A 15,952-nucleotide genomic window follows, 5' to 3' on the forward strand; every position below is an offset into this window, starting at 1 on the left:
TGAAGAAGGGCGACGCACTTTTCCGCGTCAATCTCGAGCCATCCGGCGCTCTTCCATCGTCGCCCTGCGATCGTTTCCCGCGCGCAGGCGTTCCATTTCGGCAAGACGCGTGCGCTGCGGCGTAAATCCATAGCGCTCGCGGTAGGTACGGGAAAAGTGTGAGGCGGTGGAAAAGCCGCAGGCGACCGCGATCTCGATGACCTGAAGGGATGAGGTGATGAGCAGCAGATGGGCGCGCTCCAGCCGCAAGTCGAGATAGTAGCGCGCCGGCGTACGGCCCATCTCCTTACGAAACAGACGTTCCATCTGGCGCCGGGAAAGGCCGGTCGCCGGCGACATGTCGGCAAGCTTCAGCGGCTCGGCGAGATTGGCCTCCATCTGCCCGACGATCCGGATCAGCAACGGGTTGTCGATGCCGAGACGTGCCTGCAGCGGAAGGCGCTGGCGCTCGCCTGTCTCGCGCAGCCGTTCACAGAGCGCTGCCTCGCAGATGCGGTTGATCACGTCCCGGCCGAGGTGCGCTTCGATGATGCGCAGGAACATGTCGAAGGGCGCATTGCCGCCGGCGCAGGTGTAAAGGTTGCCGTCGATCTCGAAGGCGGTCTGGCGCGCTCCGGCAATGAAGAACCGTTCTGAGAAATCCGGAAAATGCTCCCAGTGCACCGCGCAGCGACGCTCGTCGAGCAGGCCCGCACGCGCCAGACAGTAGACGCCGCCGGCAAGCCCGGCGAGGTGTACTTGACTGCGTGCGCACAGCCGAAGCCATGCCTCCAGAGCCCGGTCGGCGGGTGGCTTCGTGCGGCTGCCGCAGATGGCGACGAACCCTGGCTGTTCGCCCCGGTGGAACCGGCCGCGTTCATCTGCGAGCGGTCCGGCCGCAGCAAGGCGTGTGCCGCAGGATGAGACGGCGGGTGAGCCATCCGCCGTTACAACGTGCCATTGGTAAACGTGGCGCCCGGCCACGTCATTGGCAAGGCGCAGCGCTTCGATCGCTGCGGAAAAGCCATGCAGGGCAAAACCATCGAGCAAATAGAAGGTGAAGTGGCGAACCGGCGCGCGTGCCTGCTGCATTGTCTCTTCCTGATCATGAAAGGCCGTGACGTGTTGCGGGGGAAATGAATAGTTACATTATGAAACATATTGTGCCAAAGCCAAGCTCGTTTTCAGAGGGATCGAGCGAAATGCGGCGGAATTCTTCTACTCGCGGCACCTTATCTGCGGCGGCGCGGGTGAGGCCGGTGGCCCGGCTTGTCAAAAGGACAAAAATGGACACAGATAGTCACATGTCAGACCCTCAAAGCGCCCGCGCTCTTGCCCCACGCCGCCATGGCGAAATCCTTAGACGTCTTGCTGCCGACGGTACCGTGGGGATCGCCGAGCTGGCGGACTTTTTCGACGTGTCGCGCCAGACGATAAGGCGAGATCTGAAGCTCCTTGCCGATCGCGGCCAGCTCGATCTCGTGCATGGCGGCGCCACCCTGTTCGAGCCGACCGAAGCGGCCTTTGTCGAGCGTCGCGAGGAAAATGCCGGGGCGAAGGCGGCGATCGGCCGTGCTGCGGCGGGTCTGGTGCGCGACGGCATGGTGATTTTTCTTGATTCCGGCACCACGACGCTGGCTGTCGCCCATGCGCTGTCCGGACGAAAAAACCTAACGATTTGTACGACTTCGCTGTCCATTGCGCTGTTGATGTGCCGGCAACCACTCGTGCGGGTTCATATGCTCGGCGGAGAGATCGATCCGGACGAGGAAGCGGCCGTCGGCATCGATGCGCTTGAGGCGATCAACCATTTCCGTGTCGATGTCGCCTTTCTCGGCGGCGGCGGGCTCTCGCCGGATGGCGAGGTGACCGACTTTACCCGCAGCGGTGCCGAGCAGCGCTCCCGCATGGTGGTAACGGCCGCCAAGGCCTATTTCGTGCTCGACAGTTCCAAGTTCGGGCGGCTGACGCCGCTGCGTATTCCGCGCTTCGAAGTCGCGGCCGGGGTGATCGTCGATCGGCGCCCGCCGGAGGCGATCCGCGAGGCGCTGGAGCGCAAAGGCCCGGCTCTGATCATTGCCGAACAATGAAATGTAATATTTTGTAACGTTTTGTCTTGTTCTTTGGCGGCGTTTTGTTACCGTGTGGCCTTCCATTGGTTTCGGGAGGTCGTTTCATGGCGCAGGAATTTCCAACGCAGGCACAGGTCGTCATCGTCGGTGGCGGTATCATCGGTTGTTCGGTCGCCTATCATCTGACCAAGCTCGGCTGGAACGACGTCGTTCTTCTGGAGCAGGGACAACTAAGCGGTGGCACCACATGGCACGCGGCCGGTCTCGTCGGCCAGTTGCGCAGCCACGCCAACATGACTGGTCTCATCAAATATTCGACCAAGCTCTATAGCGAGCTGGAATCGGAGACCGGTCTTGCCACGGGCTGGAAGAATTGCGGTTCCCTTTCCGTCGCCCGTACGCAGGACCGCATGACCGTGCTGAAGCGCACGGCGGCCTCCGCCCGCGCCCAAGGGGTCGAGATCGAGGTCATCTCGCCGAGGCAAGCGCAGGATCTCTGGCCAGTCATGGCGATCGACGATCTCGTCGGCGCCGTCTGGCTGCCGGGTGATGGCAAGGCCAATCCGACCGATCTCACGCAATCGCTTGCGAAAGGCGCGCGCAGCCGTGGCGCCCGTGTCCTTGAGCGCGCCAGGGTCACCGGCATTTCGACGAAGAACGGTGCCGTCACCGGCGTTGAAACCGACCGGGGGGCAATTGCCGCCGAGATCGTCGTCAACTGTGCCGGGCAGTGGGCGCGCAAGGTCGGCCAGATGTGCGGCGTCACGGTGCCGCTGCACTCGGCCGAACACATGTATATCGTCACCGGGCGGATCGAAGGCGTGCGCCCCGACCTGCCGGTCATGCGCGATCCCGACGGCTACATCTATTTCAAGGAGGAAGTCGGCGGTCTCGTCATGGGCGGTTTCGAGCCGGAGGCCAAGCCCTGGGGCATGGCGGGCATTCCCGACGATTTCGAGTTCGCCTTGTTGCCTGACGATTGGGACCAGTTTGAGATCCTGATGCACAATGCGCTGCAGCGCGTGCCGCAGCTCGCGACGTCAGAGGTGAAGAAGTTCTATAACGGACCGGAGAGCTTCACCCCGGACAACAACTTCATCCTCGGTGAGGCGCCGGAAGTGAAGAACTTCTTTGTCGGCGCGGGCTTCAACTCCATGGGGATCGCCAGTGCCGGCGGGGCAGGGCGGGCACTGGCCGAGTGGATCGTCAACCGCGCGCCGACGATGGATCTCTGGCCGGTCGATATCCGCCGTTTCGCAGGCTTCAACAACAATCCCCGCTGGCTGCACGACCGCGTCAAGGAAACGCTTGGCCTGCACTACGCGATGCCCTGGCCGAACCGGGAGCTGGACACGGCGCGACCTTTCCGCCGCTCGCCTCTCTACGACCGGCTTGCCGGTAAGGGGGCGTGCTTCGGCTCGAAGATGGGATGGGAACGTGCCAACTGGTTTGCCGCGGCGGGCGAAAATCCGGTGACGCAGTACACCTTTGGCCGGCAGAACTGGCACGAAGCGGTCAAGCGCGAGATGAAGGCGACGCGCGAGGCCGCTGGCATCTTCGACCAGACCTCCTTCGCCAAGCTGCTCGTCCAGGGGCGGGATGCCGTGGTGGCACTCAATCGCATCTGCGCGGCCGAGATCGACGTACAGGTCGGCCGCTCCGTCTACACCGGGCTCCTGAACGAACGGGGCGGCTACGAAAGCGACCTGACGGTCATGCGCCTTGCCGCCGATCGCTTCCTGCTAATTACCGGATCGGCGCAAGCCGTGCATGATGCGGACTGGATCCGAAAAAACACTGCGGAAGACGCCCACGTCACGCTCACCGACGTTACCTCCGCCTATGCCGTCCTGGCGTTGATGGGGCCGAAGTCGCGCGACATCCTTTCCCGTCTGACTTCAGCGGATATCTCGAATGAGGGCTTTCCCTTCGCAACGATCCGGGAGATCGATGTCGGTTACGCCACGGCCTATGCAAACCGCATGACTTATGTCGGCGAACTCGGCTGGGAACTGATCGTGCCGACGGAATTCGCCGTCGGGGTCTACGAAGCGCTGCACGAGGTCGGCCGCGATTTCGGACTGACGGATTGCGGCTACTATGCGCTTGAGGCCCTCAGGCTCGAAAAGGGCTATCGCGCCTGGAGCCGCGAACTGACGCCGGACGTCAATCCTTGCGAAGCGGGTCTCTCATTTGCCGTCGCCGCCGACAAGACCGGCGGCTTCATCGGCCGGCGAGCCTATCTTGCCGCAAAGGCGAAGGGCGCACCTTCTCGCCGTATTGTGCAGTTTACAGTGAACGATCCGTGGCCAATTCTCTGGGGCGGTGAGTTGATCCTTCGTGATGGGAACCCCGTTGGCGAGGTGCGCTCGGCCGCCTACGGCCATACCCTTGGATGTTCGGTCGCGCTGGCACTCATCGAACATGCGACCGGCGTGGATACCGACTTCGTGAAGTCCGGCAACTTCGAGGTCGAACTCGCCGGCGAGCGCTTCGCTGTCACCCCTCACGTTACGGCCGCCTATGACCCGAAAGCCACCCGCATCAAGGCCTAGTCGCTGCAAGCACTTGGCGCGGGGCAGATCGCGCGCGCCAATCGATATTGCCGCAAGCGATATCTGCCGAGGGAATGTGGCCGACGTACTCAGTGGCCGACCATCTTGAGCGCCGCTTCGGGAAGACGCTCGCCCTGAACCTCGATTTTGGAGAGGCCTGCGGCGATCTCGGAGCGGTCTTCGGCGGTCAACTCAAGGTCAACCGCGCCGAGGTTTTCCTCGAGCCGGTACGACTTCGTGGTGCCCGGGATCGGCACGATCCAGGGCCCTTGGGCAAGAAGCCAAGCCAAGGCGACCTGCGCGGGCGTGGCTCCCTTGCGATCGGCTACCGCTTTCACGATATCGACCAGAGCCGTGTTGGCTTTGCGGGCCTCGGGAGAGAAGCGCGGCACCATGTTCCGGAAATCCGTCGGATCGAACTTGGTGTACTCATCGATCTTGCCCGTCAGGAACCCGGCTCCGAGCGGGCTGAAGGGGACGAAGCCGACATTCAGTTCCTCGAGTACCGGAAGCAGTTCAGCTTCTGGTCCCCGCCAGAACAGCGAGTATTCACTCTGCACGGCGGCAAGCGGGTGGACGGCATGGGCGCGACGGATTGTACCGACACCTGCTTCCGAAAGCCCGTAATGTCTCACCTTTCCTGCCGCGACGAGGTCCTTGATGGCGCCGGCAACGTCTTCGATCGGCACGTCCGGATCGACGCGGTGTTGATAGAATACGTCGATACGATCGGTCTTGAGCCGCTTGAGGCTGGCGTCGGCGACCGCCTTGATGTGCTCGGGGCGGCTGTTCGTTCCCCCGCCACGCTTGCCTGTCTGGAGATCAATGTCGAAGCCGAATTTCGTCCCGATCACGACCTGATCCCGGATCGGTGCGAGCGCTTCTCCGACGAGTTCTTCGTTCACGAAGGGCCCATAAGCCTCGGCAGTGTCGAAAAACGTGACCCCACGCTCATACGCACCGCGGATAAGCTTTATCATCTCCGCTTTGTCGGCCGGAGGACCGTAGGCCGCGCTCATGCCCATGCATCCCAGCCCAATGGCCGAAACTTCGAGTGCTCCCAGTTTGCGCGTTTCCATTTCTCATTTTCCTTGTGTTTGCGGCGACGACACATCGGTGACAAACATTGTTGGGCGCCGGGGCAGCTCATGCCTCATGGCTCATGGCGGCGCCCGACCGCGCTGTACTTGTCCGGGAACCTAGCGATTGAGACTGTTTTCGATTAGTCGCTATAATCGGTATGAACCTATTAGGTGGACTACTGAATGCCCCAGGAAAATTACAACGACCTCGTCGCGTTCCTGACCGTCGCGAGAGAACGGAGCTTCACCAAGGCGGCAGCAAAACTCGGCGTCTCGCAATCGGCGCTGAGCCAGACCGTCCGGGGACTGGAAGCCCGCCTCGGCATCCGGTTGCTCACGCGCACGACGCGCAGTGTCGCGCCGACAGAAGCCGGAGACCGTCTGCTCAATACCGTCGGCCCGCGGTTCGAAGAGATCGAGGCGGAACTCGGCGCGCTCAGCGAACTCAAGGACAAGCCGTCGGGCACGATCCGGATTTCGGCCGGCGAGCACCCGGCGATTTCCGTTCTCGCGCCCGCGATCCGGAAACTTGCCATCGAGTATCCCGACATTAACGTCGAGGTGACCGTCGATTACGGTCTGACGGACATCGTCGCGGAGCGCTACGACGCGGGCATCCGGCTTGGCGAGCAGGTCGCCAAGGACATGATTGCGGTTAAGGTGAGCGGCGACATGCGCATGGCGGTCGTCGGGTCCCCGGCATACTTCGGACGCCATGGGCGGCCGGAGACGCCCCAGGACCTGACCGGTCACAACTGCATCAACATGCGGCTGCCGACCCGCGGTGGCATCTATCCTTGGGAGTTCGAGCGCGACGGTCGTGAAATCCGGGTCAGGGTCGATGGCCAACTTGTCTTCAACAATCTCGCCATGCGGATCGACGCAGCACTTTCCGGCCTGGGCCTTGCCTACCTACCCGAAGACCAGGCCACCGAATACATTGCAACCGGTTGCCTGGAACGCGTGCTCGAGGATTGGTGCGAACCGTTCCCCGGCTACCATCTCTACTATCCAAACCGAAGGCATGCCTCACCCGCCTTTGCCCTCTTTGTCGACGCCCTTCGGTTCCGAGGCTGACATTGCCCCATCACGGCTTATCAACTGCGTGTAATTAAGAAGGCGTCCTTATAAGATCATACGGATTTTGCCGTCTAATGTGGCGGCCCGCTCTCACGTACCGTTCGCTTGTCCAATTCGTGAGAGAAACCGATGACACGCACCAAACCGTGGCTGGTCGCATTCGCCTCCTTCGTCGCCGCCCTTGGCACCCAGGTCCACGCCGAGGCGAACCGCGTCCAGTTCCCGAAGGATCTAGACGAGCTTGTGCATTACACGACCATCCGCCGGGGCGAGGTGACCGAGCACATCATGACAACGCGCGAGGCGGTCGACGCGGTCAAGAACGGGCAACCCATCCCTGATGGCACGCACTTCGTGCTGGTCGACCACCGCGACGGAAAGGTCCACCGCTACTTTGTCATGCAGAAGGGGAAAGGTTGGGGCAACGACTACCCCGAGAACCGGCGGACGGACGACTGGCAGTTCCAATTGGGCCGACAAGTCCGTCAACATGGACGAGAACACCGCCCGCTGCCAGTCCTGCCATTCCTCCCGTTCTGGTGAGAACTTCCTCTACACGTTCGACGCGCTCGGCGCATTCGACGACACGATGATCGAATGACGGAGGGTTGGCGATGACCCCTGTTTTCCTGCTGCGCCTCGGATTGGACTTCCTCGCCGTCGGTCTGTTCGTGGTCGGCATGGCATATTGGTGGATGGACAACCGTTCGCACGAGTTGATCGGCACGAGCATGTTCGCGCTGCTTCTCCTCCATAATGTCTTCAATCGCCGCTGGTACGGGGGGATAGCCCGAACGCGGGGTCTGGCGAGGCCGTTGGTGACCGTCGGGTTGAACCTCACGCTGCTGGTCACGATGGTGACCTTGCTGACCACGAGCGTCCTGATTTCGCAGTCGCGTTTCGGGCTTCTCGCCGTCGGCGGCCCCTCCGCCAGAGACGCCCATATCCTGGCCGCCTATTGGGCCTTGATCATCGTCTCGATCCACCTCGGTCTTCACTGGTCGACCGTCATGAACGTCGTCCGAAGCCTGCTCGGGCTCAATCAAAACCACCTCGGCCGTACGGCAGTCCTCAGGCTCGCCTCCTGTGGCATCGCGGCGTGCGGCGTCTACAGTTCCTTCGAACTCGATATCGGATCGAGACTTCTCCTGATCCCCACCATGCAGTTCTGGGATTTCAACGAAGGCGCCGCTGGGTTCTTCCTCCGCGCCGCCTCCATCGCCGGACTTTACGTCGCCGCGGGGCACTACGGTATCACGGCCATCCAGGCCCCCCGTCGTCGATCGGCCGATGTCGACGCGCTCGATGAGGACCGAGCCAAATCCATCTCCTGACCAGTTCGCCCACCCCTTCAAATCAAAACAAGAGAGGATACGAGAACATGGAGCTTAACCGTCGAGACTTGCTATTGGCAGCGAGCACCCTGGCCGCAGTAACAAACGCCGGTGTCGCTGAGGCGCAGACCGCCACACGGGAGCGCGTCCCAACCAGCACGACTGTGTCGGAAATCGGACGGCGGAAACTCGGCTCCCTCGAAGTTTCGAGCGTTGGGCTCGGCGTCCAGAATATGAGCCGGACCTATCAGCGGACCGTTCCGACGCGCGGGGAGATGCACAATATCATCCGAACCGCCTTCGACCGTGGCCTCACTTTCTATGACGCCGCCGAAGCCTATGGTCCGCACGAGGTGGAGAGGATCCTGGGCGAGGGTGTGGAGCCTTTCCGCGACCAGGTCGTCATCGCCACGAAGTTCGGCTGGAACATCGATCAGGAGACCGGGGAACGGAAGCCGGGCCTTAACAGCCGCCCCGAGCACATCAAGCTTGTCGTCGAGGGCATGCTGAAGCGGCTGCGTACCGATCGCATCGATCTTCTGTACCAGCACCGGGTTGACCCGCAGGTGCCAATCGAGGACGTCGCCGGGACCGTCAAGGACCTGATATCCGAAGGCAAGGTCCTGCATTGGGGCCTTTCGGAGATGGGCTTGACCACGCTGCGCCGAGCACATGCGGCGCTGCCCCTGACCGCTGTCCAGAGCGAATATTCGATGCTTTGGCGCGGCCCGGAGACCGGTGCGATCCCCGTTTGCGAGGAACTCGGCATCGGGTTTGTGCCGTGGAGCCCTCTTGGTGTGGGTTTCCTCAACGGTGCGATCGACGCGGAGACGCGGTTTGCCCCCGGGGATATCCGCGGCATCGAGACTCGCTTTGCCCCTGAAAACCTGCCCCACAACCTGGCACTCGTCGAGCTCCTTAAAGTTTGGGCCGAACGCAAGCAGGCCAGGCCGGGGCAAATCGCCTTGGCCTGGCTGCTGTCTCAAAAGCCATGGATCGTGCCGATTCCCGGAACGACGCAGATGGCACACATGATCGAGAACATCGGTGCGCCGACAATCCAGTTCTCGCCCGCCGAAATTGCCGAACTGAACGTCTCCGTATCGGCGATCGAGATACGCGGCGCGAGGCTGCCAGACGCTGTCCAGGCCTATTCGGATGTTGAAGCACCTCTGAAGTCGTAATCGCAACTTAGGTCCGCCCAAAGCAATCTGTTTGCTTTGGGCCAGCTACGGCAAATCGGGAGCTATCTGCGAACGGTGACTTCGTGTTCTAAAGTCGTCGTGTCGGAGGAAGCCGCTTCATTTGTGGCTCGCTTGTCGAAACAACGGGCGCCCAGGCGGTTGCGTGAGGTAGGGCGTTCGCGGGTCTTATTTCGCAGATTGCCTTGGCATCTCGATTAGCCACTGCGCCAGAAGTGTCAGTGCCTCGCTCAGATCTTCGAACGATGCGCCGCCAAGGCAAAGCCGAATTCCGCTCGCCCGATCCTCTCGGTCCACCATCATGGAATCCGGTGGGGTCAGTTTGATGCCGGCCTCCGCAGCGACGGATACGAAACGGTTGGCAGCCTCGCGCGGCATCGGCAGCCAGGCGTTATAGGCATCGGGATCAGAGATAAGTTCGGCCGTACCGAGAAGCGAGACAGCCAGACTGGATCGACGCCGCGCCTCATGGCGCAGGTCCCGCTGGATCGAAGGAATGACGCCGGTGATCAGCCATTCCTCGACCACTGCACAGGAGAGCGGCGAGGGGGCCAGAGGCATGTCTTGCAAGGCGTCTTCCGCTGCTTCGTTAAAACCAGCCGGCAGCGCGAGCACGCCGATCTGCAACCCGGGGCCAAGCGACTTGGACAGCCCGTTCACATGAAAGGCGATCTCGGGCGCCAATGCCGTCAGCGGAGGCAAAGCCGGCTCGGCCGGCGCATAGACGCCGTCCTCGATGATCCACGCGCCCGCCCGACGGCAAATTTCCGCGATGGCCTGCCTTCGCTCCCCACCCATCGTGGCGGTGGTCGGATTGTGAAGCGTCGGGGTGAGGTAAACTGCCTTTCTGCCGGCCGATGTGGCCCTGTCGAGCGCCTCTGCCAGTGCCTCTGGTACCATCCCTTCAGCGTCGATCCTGACACCCTGCATCCGATATCCCTTGCGCCGGGCCAGCGCGATCGCGCCGGGATAGGTGATCCGTTCGGTCAGAAGCAGTCCCTGCGGACCGCAGGCGAGGTCGAAGGCCAGTGAGAGCGCCTGGCGGGCGCCGCTCGTCAGCACCAGATGCGACGGATCGACGATGAGACCCAGTGTTTCGAGCCAGCGGGCCAGAACACGGCGGTGCTCCAGATGTCCGGCGGGTGGGGCGTAGAGATTGAGATGATCCGCATCGATCTTGCGCGCGATCCCGGTCAATGTCCGCGCCAGAAGGCGTGCGTTGAGCGTTGCCGGCGGGGCGTTGGATGAGAGATCGATCTGCCGATCCTTGTGTGCGTGGCGGATCGCCACGAACGTTCCGCGGCCCTTGACGCTACGCGTCAGACCTCGCCGTTCAAGAGCGGCATAGGCTTTCGTCACCGTGCCGAGGCCAATCCCCAGTTTCCATGCGACATCGCGATGCGCCGGCAGGCGGTCGCCTCCCGTCAGCCGCCCTTCGATGATGTCGTCGGCGAGAGCGAGGACCAGCCGCTCGGCGGCATTCGCCTCGATGTCGGCGAGACGTGGTGCCCATGGCGATTGAAGGAGCATATTGGCCACCTCGATAAAAGTGTCACATGACACTATTCATATAAACAGCAAGTGTAACATACGCTATGACGACGCTGAACGAAATACACACCTGCAGGAGGCGCCTGACCGCGATGACGGGCGCATGGAGAGCCAGATGTTCAGTCATGTTACTGTCGGGGTGCGCGATCTTGAGCGGGCGGGTCGTTTCTATGACGCCGTGCTCGCTCCGCTCGGCCTGAAACGCCGCGTCGTTGCCTCCGATGGCGGGCCTTCGGCGCTTTGCTGGGTGGCTATTCAAGCGCCACTGCCGCGCTTCTATGTCTACATCCCCTTCGATGGCGAGCCGGCGACGGCCGGCAATGGCTGCATGGCCGCCTTTCTATCCCCCTCGCAGGAGGCTGTGAGGACGGCCTACACCGATGGTCTCGCGCACGGCGGGACGGACGAAGGCGCACCAGGCCCGCGCCCACACTACGGTGACGGTTACTTCGGTGCCTATCTGCGCGACCCCGATGGAAACAAGGTCCACATCGTTCACCGCGGAGACCTCCAGCATTGATGCTGGAGAAGCCTTCTGTTTCTGGAGAATTTCGAATGATCGGCAGTCAGATAGCACTCGTCTACGGCACCTACCTCGTCGCCACCGCCAGTCCTGGGCCGAGCAACATGGCGATCATGGGAACGGCGATGCGCGACGGCCGCCTGCCCGCCCTCGTCTTGGCGGCGGGCGTCATCACGGGCTCACTCTTCTGGGCAGTACTGGCGGCGACGGGCATTTCCGCCACGTTGGCCGCCTATGCAGAGGCGCTTTTCGTCATCAAGATCGTTGGCGGTGTCTATTTGCTCTATCTGGCTTTTCGTGCGGGCAAGTCGGCTCTGAAGCCGATCTCCGACATCACGAAGAAGGACGCAAGGGCTGCCGCGCCTTGTTATCGATCGCTCTATCGGCAGGGCATTCTCATGCATATCGGAAACCCGAAGGCGATTCTGGCCTGGATAGCGATCATGTCGTTGGGGTTCCGTCAGGATGCTCCCGCAGGCACGCTACCGGTGATCATTGGCGGTTGCGCCATCCTCGGCGTCCTGGTGTTCGGTGGTTACGCCATCGTCTTTTCGACCGCCTCCATGATTGCCCTATACGCCAGATTGCGGCGCTGGATTGAAGGTGTGCTCTCGGCGGTGTTCGCGGTTGCGGGACTTAAACTGCTTGCTTCGCAGAGCTGATATCCGGATCCGTCGATGCCCCAATGAAGTGACCCAATTGAAAGCGCGATGTCATGACCCTTGCCGTCCATATGGTCGATGTGTTTGGCGCCGGGCCGTTTTCTGGCAACCCGCTGGCGGTCGTCATCGGCGCAGATGCCATGTCGACGGATGAAATGCAGCAGTTGACGCGGTGGTTCAATTTGTCGGAGACCGCCTTCCTCTTATCGCCCACGCATCCAGATGCTGACTACCGGGTCAGGATCTTCACGCTGGACAGGGAGATGCCTTTTGCCGGGCACCCGACGCTTGGAAGCTGTCATGTCTGGCTCTCGACGGGTCGGGTGCCGAAGAAGGCGACGGAAATCATTCAGGAATGCCGCGCCGGTCTGGTCACGATCCGGCGTACGCAGGGGCGGCTTTCGTTTGCCGCCCCGCCGCTGATCCGTTCCGGCGCGCCAACACAGGGTGAATTGGATGGGGCCCGACAGCTGTTGGGCATTGAACCTTGCGATATCCTTGATGCCGCCTGGATCGACAATGGACCTGGATGGCTGGGGATCAGATTGGCATCGGCGGAGAAAGTGCTTTCGCTCAATCCGCTCCGAAATTGGGCCGGTCGGATCGACGTTGGTGTAGTTGGTCCGCATGCAAAGGGTCGCGATGCAGCCTTCGAGGTTCGCGCGTTCTTCAGCGACCATCTGGGTGCAATCGTCGAAGACCCCGTCACCGGAAGCCTCAATGCCTCGATCGCACAGTGGTTGTTCGCTGGAGGTGCGGTTGAGGGGGATTATGTCGCCGCCCAGGGGACCCGTCTTGGGCGCCATGGCCGGCTTCATGTGGGCCGCGATGACGTTGGCCGAATTTGGGTAGGCGGCGAAACGCGCACGCATGTCGACGGCAGGCTACACGGCCTTTGAAAAGGGAAAGAAGAGGTGTTTCATTGAGTACAATCGATAGGGCAGAAATTGAGCTCCCCGTCCAAAGACAGCTCGAAGCCTATAACGCCCGAGATATTGAGGCATTCATGCCTTGGTGGGCTGATGATTGCCAGTACTACGCATTTCCCTCCACGCTTCTGGCAGGGGGTGCTGTCGAAATTCGGGAACGACATATCGAACGGTTCAAAGAGCCTGATCTACATGGAACTCTGCTGACACGTATCGTGGTCGGCAATGTCGTCATCGACCACGAAACGGTTGCGCGAACCTTTCCGGAAGGGAAGGGCGAGGTCGATGTCGTTTGTATCTATGAAGTTGAAAACGGCAAGATTGCCAAAGCCTGGTTCAAGATCAGCGAGCGGAGGCTTTTGTAGCCTTAGGCAGACTGTACGAGGCCGATTGCATGGCCATTGAAGCGGCAAACAAGAGAGTGGTGACTTGATGGACGAGAGTGTTTTCCGGCCGATCGCGGAGCGTGTATTGGCGGATGATTGGGGACGGCTGACCAAGTACGAATTTGAACTTCGGCTCAGGGATGGAGGTTGGCAGCGGCAGACCCGAGAGGCTTACGATCGTGGCAACGGGGCGACATGCCTGTTATACAATCCCCGAAGTGGCCGTGTTCTGCTGACCCGTCAGTTTCGTTTGCCGGTTTTTTTGAATGGCGGTCTGGAATCACTGATCGAAACCCCGGCGGGACTGCTTGATGGTGCCGAGCCGGCAACGCGGATGCGTGCAGAACTGATCGAAGAAACTGGGTATGATGTCTCCGAGCTGACGCATCTTTTCGACATCTACATGAGCCCCGGATCGGTCACGGAATACCTGGCATTTTTCTACGGCGAATATACCGAGAAACACAGGGTGGGAACTGGCGGGGGTGCTCCTGACGAGGGAGAAGACATAGACGTAATGGAAATCTCGTTGTCCGACGCGATCCAGATGATCGACCGTGGTGAGATTCGCGACGCCAAAACGATCATTCTGCTTCAGCACCTGACGATCCGGCTCTTTCAGGAAAAGGACGTGAAGCGCTGATCCGGATCGCTGGGCGGGCCATATCGATCTCGGAAAGATGATGATCCTGCTAAGATTGCCGTGCTCGACATGGAACCTCGAGATGGATCAGTTTGCCACGAATGTCCTTTCCGACCTCGACATCGACATCGACATCGACATCGAAGTCATTCCGCCAGAGCGCGACGGAGGCCAGTTCGGAAACGCGATGATAGGCCTCTGTTGTCAAAAGAAGCGGTCGGCCTCGCGAATGGACGCCGACGGTCGCTGCAATTGTGACGAGTGCCTCGCGCCATGACGCCGTCGGTGCCAGAGCTATCGTCTGAGGTGCTGGTCAAGTTTGAGAAGGCGCTTGCGCAGCTTCCCGACGGCTATGGACAGGGAAGCTTCGCAGGTCGCCCATGGGGCGTGACCGTCAGGCGCTCGGCCGATGGCAGGCGGATCTGGTTATATGGCGAGGAACTGGGCGGAGCGGATGTCGTCAGCTTCAACTTTTACGTGCTTTCTGGTGCGAGCACCACGCTCAAGCCCTGCGAAATGTCCTCGTCGAAGGTCGTCGATTTCGTGCTTGGCTTTAAACCAACCTAAAGCGGTGATCTGCTTTCCGCCGTGATGGCTCAGCTTGCCATTGCCGAGATCGCCCGACCATAAGAAGTCCCGTAGGTCGAGACGTTCAAGCTGGCCTGACGTTTTCGGCTTTCGATTTTCCGGTCTTGCGGTCCTGGCCAAGTTCGTAGCTGACCTTTTGGCCCTCTCGAAGTGGGCTTCCGCCTTCCACCGCTGACACATGGACAAAGACGTCCGCTCCACCGTTGTCCGGTGTGATGAAGCCAAAGCCCTTGTCCTGATTGAAAAACTTAACGGTACCGATTGCCATGATTATCCTCGTCAGCTGAGTGGCCTGCATATTGCCATTGCAGCTTATTCAAGGCTGCCCACTCCCGCAACCGCGCATTCACGCGCTTCGCGGCTCGGACGGCGCGCGGTCGAGCTTTTTCGTGTCCTGTCAGCGAAGGCCGCCTGTGGCCACTCGCCGTGCCCGTCGTAGACAGTGCCTAATGATTGAACGCGAGCGCTGCGACTTTTCGCGCACGATATCGCGCGGCGGGGCAGCGAACTCTCACACAAGCGAAGGTGCGATCGAGGGCCTCATGCCATACGACCTGACGATCATACATAGCGCCCCGATTGCGCTATGAGCTCATCGGTATTGGCTAGAAGTCGCCGCACGGCATTGCGGGCCGCGTTCGGGCGTCGGAGGCGAATGCTTTTCTCGATGTTCTCGTGGAGCTTCAGTGCGTGGACGGAGCTGCCGTCCTCTCGGGTCACCAGCAGGAAAAGGTGGCTGAGTGCAGATTCGATCAGCGCGCCCAGCGGTACCAGGAGATCGTTTCCCGACGCGCGCAGGATTGCAAGGTGGAAGCGCGTGTCAGCCTGGATGCGGGTCTGCAGCGTTGTCGCCTGTTGCATGTCTTCCAATGCCGCGCTGATTTCGATCATCTGCTTTTCGTTCCGGCGGGTGGCGGCGAGCGCCGTCGCCTCCGGCTCCAGGATGTGGCGAAATTCCTGTACGGTCTTGAGAAACTGGAGACGGTCCGGTGAGACCGCATACCAGCTCAGAACGTCGCGATCGAGCAGGTTCCAGCGCTCCCTCGGCTCCACCCAGCTGCCGACTTTCGGGCGCGAGGCGAGCAATCCCTTGGCCATCAATATCTTGATCGCCTCTCTCACCGCGGTGCGACTGACGTTGAAGATTTCCGTCCATTGCGCCTCGTTCGGCAGGATCGTTCCGGGCGGATAGTCGCCACGCACGATACTGAGCCCGATGTCATCGGCAAGCGACATGTGGACGCTGGGTCCCGACATACGCGGCGCATCGAGGCGTCGGCTCGCACGCTTCGCCTCCGCCGCGGTCGATCCGGCGGAGACTTTTCCTGGTTGTCGTTCAGCCATTTTCGTTATTTTCTCGCATCTG

Annotated in this window: 17 protein-coding genes and 1 pseudogene; 13 read left to right on the top strand and 5 right to left on the bottom strand. The window is 61.2% G+C overall.

The window, feature by feature from the left end:
* Positions 1-27: 27 nt before the first annotated feature.
* Entirely contained in the window at positions 28-1,071 is a 1,044-nt protein-coding gene (locus tag BLU35_RS16760; RefSeq protein WP_093233787.1) for a GlxA family transcriptional regulator, read from the bottom strand.
* Between the two features lie 212 nt (positions 1,072-1,283).
* Between BLU35_RS16760 and BLU35_RS16765 the strand changes: the two genes are divergently transcribed.
* Positions 1,284-2,069 (top strand): DeoR/GlpR family DNA-binding transcription regulator, encoded by a 786-nt coding sequence (locus BLU35_RS16765; RefSeq protein ID WP_093233788.1) that lies wholly within the window; start codon positions 1,284-1,286, stop codon positions 2,067-2,069.
* A gap of 86 nt (positions 2,070-2,155) precedes the next feature.
* Positions 2,156-4,606, top strand: coding sequence for a GcvT family protein (locus BLU35_RS16770; protein ID WP_093233789.1), 2,451 nt, complete (start codon positions 2,156-2,158; stop codon positions 4,604-4,606).
* An 89-nt stretch (positions 4,607-4,695) separates the two neighbouring features.
* Here the strand turns inward: BLU35_RS16770 and BLU35_RS16775 are convergent, their stop codons facing one another.
* Positions 4,696-5,685: an aldo/keto reductase gene (locus BLU35_RS16775; RefSeq protein WP_093233790.1), complete on the bottom strand. Its 990-nt coding sequence runs from the start codon at positions 5,683-5,685 to the stop codon at positions 4,696-4,698.
* Between the two features lie 186 nt (positions 5,686-5,871).
* On the opposite strand from BLU35_RS16775, the gene BLU35_RS16780 reads away from it, so the two are divergent.
* From BLU35_RS16780 to BLU35_RS16795, 4 genes and pseudogenes are all read left to right on the top strand, one after another.
* Positions 5,872-6,765 carry a LysR family transcriptional regulator gene (locus tag BLU35_RS16780; protein ID WP_093233791.1) on the top strand — a complete coding sequence of 298 codons (894 nt, stop codon included), beginning with the start codon at positions 5,872-5,874 and terminating at the stop codon, positions 6,763-6,765.
* 132 nt (positions 6,766-6,897) lie between these two features.
* Positions 6,898-7,369, top strand: a pseudogene (locus BLU35_RS16785) (cytochrome P460 family protein).
* Between the two features lie 13 nt (positions 7,370-7,382).
* On the top strand, positions 7,383-8,102 hold the full coding sequence (locus BLU35_RS16790) for a DUF4405 domain-containing protein (protein ID WP_093233792.1): 720 nt from the start codon (positions 7,383-7,385) through the stop codon (positions 8,100-8,102).
* 47 nt (positions 8,103-8,149) lie between these two features.
* Positions 8,150-9,286, top strand: a complete 1,137-nt coding sequence (locus tag BLU35_RS16795; RefSeq protein WP_093233793.1) for an aldo/keto reductase — start codon at positions 8,150-8,152, stop codon at positions 9,284-9,286.
* Between the two features lie 186 nt (positions 9,287-9,472).
* Here BLU35_RS16795 and BLU35_RS16800 read toward each other — a convergent pair whose 3' ends face one another.
* Entirely contained in the window at positions 9,473-10,834 is a 1,362-nt protein-coding gene (locus BLU35_RS16800) for an aminotransferase-like domain-containing protein (RefSeq protein ID WP_093233794.1), read from the bottom strand.
* Positions 10,835-10,970: 136 nt separating this feature from the next.
* Here BLU35_RS16800 and BLU35_RS16805 point away from each other — a divergent pair, with 136 nt between their 5' ends.
* The 7 genes from BLU35_RS16805 to BLU35_RS16835 all read left to right on the top strand — a co-directional run bounded on the left by BLU35_RS16805 (position 10,971) and on the right by BLU35_RS16835 (position 14,565).
* The gene (locus BLU35_RS16805; protein WP_093233795.1) at positions 10,971-11,375 is read left to right on the top strand and encodes a VOC family protein; all 405 of its coding nucleotides are present in this window, start codon (positions 10,971-10,973) and stop codon (positions 11,373-11,375) included.
* 35 nt (positions 11,376-11,410) lie between these two features.
* Positions 11,411-12,040, top strand: a complete 630-nt coding sequence (locus BLU35_RS16810) for a LysE family translocator (RefSeq protein ID WP_093233796.1) — start codon at positions 11,411-11,413, stop codon at positions 12,038-12,040.
* A 53-nt stretch (positions 12,041-12,093) separates the two neighbouring features.
* Positions 12,094-12,939, top strand: a complete 846-nt coding sequence (locus BLU35_RS16815; RefSeq protein ID WP_093233797.1) for a PhzF family phenazine biosynthesis protein — start codon at positions 12,094-12,096, stop codon at positions 12,937-12,939.
* A 23-nt stretch (positions 12,940-12,962) separates the two neighbouring features.
* The gene (locus BLU35_RS16820) at positions 12,963-13,334 is read left to right on the top strand and encodes a nuclear transport factor 2 family protein (protein WP_176907295.1); all 372 of its coding nucleotides are present in this window, start codon (positions 12,963-12,965) and stop codon (positions 13,332-13,334) included.
* Positions 13,335-13,401: 67 nt separating this feature from the next.
* Positions 13,402-13,998, top strand: coding sequence for an NUDIX domain-containing protein (locus BLU35_RS16825; RefSeq protein ID WP_093233798.1), 597 nt, complete (start codon positions 13,402-13,404; stop codon positions 13,996-13,998).
* Between the two features lie 82 nt (positions 13,999-14,080).
* Positions 14,081-14,275 carry a hypothetical protein gene (locus tag BLU35_RS16830; RefSeq protein ID WP_286161545.1) on the top strand — a complete coding sequence of 65 codons (195 nt, stop codon included), beginning with the start codon at positions 14,081-14,083 and terminating at the stop codon, positions 14,273-14,275.
* Entirely contained in the window at positions 14,260-14,565 is a 306-nt protein-coding gene (locus tag BLU35_RS16835; RefSeq protein ID WP_375293094.1) for a hypothetical protein, read from the top strand. Before BLU35_RS16830 ends, BLU35_RS16835 begins: the two co-directional genes overlap by 16 nt.
* Positions 14,566-14,650: 85 nt before the next feature.
* On the opposite strand, the gene BLU35_RS16840 is transcribed toward BLU35_RS16835, so the two are convergent.
* Together BLU35_RS16840 and BLU35_RS16845 are read right to left on the bottom strand one after the other, a co-directional pair.
* Entirely contained in the window at positions 14,651-14,854 is a 204-nt protein-coding gene (locus BLU35_RS16840; protein WP_057248747.1) for a cold-shock protein, read from the bottom strand.
* A gap of 293 nt (positions 14,855-15,147) precedes the next feature.
* Positions 15,148-15,930, bottom strand: coding sequence for a FadR/GntR family transcriptional regulator (locus BLU35_RS16845; protein ID WP_093233801.1), 783 nt, complete (start codon positions 15,928-15,930; stop codon positions 15,148-15,150).
* Positions 15,931-15,952: the final 22 nt, after the last annotated feature.

Origin of the sequence: Sinorhizobium sp. NFACC03 (genome assembly GCF_900103435.1) — a bacterium.
In the GTDB taxonomy this organism is placed as follows: Bacteria; Pseudomonadota; Alphaproteobacteria; order Rhizobiales; family Rhizobiaceae; genus Ensifer.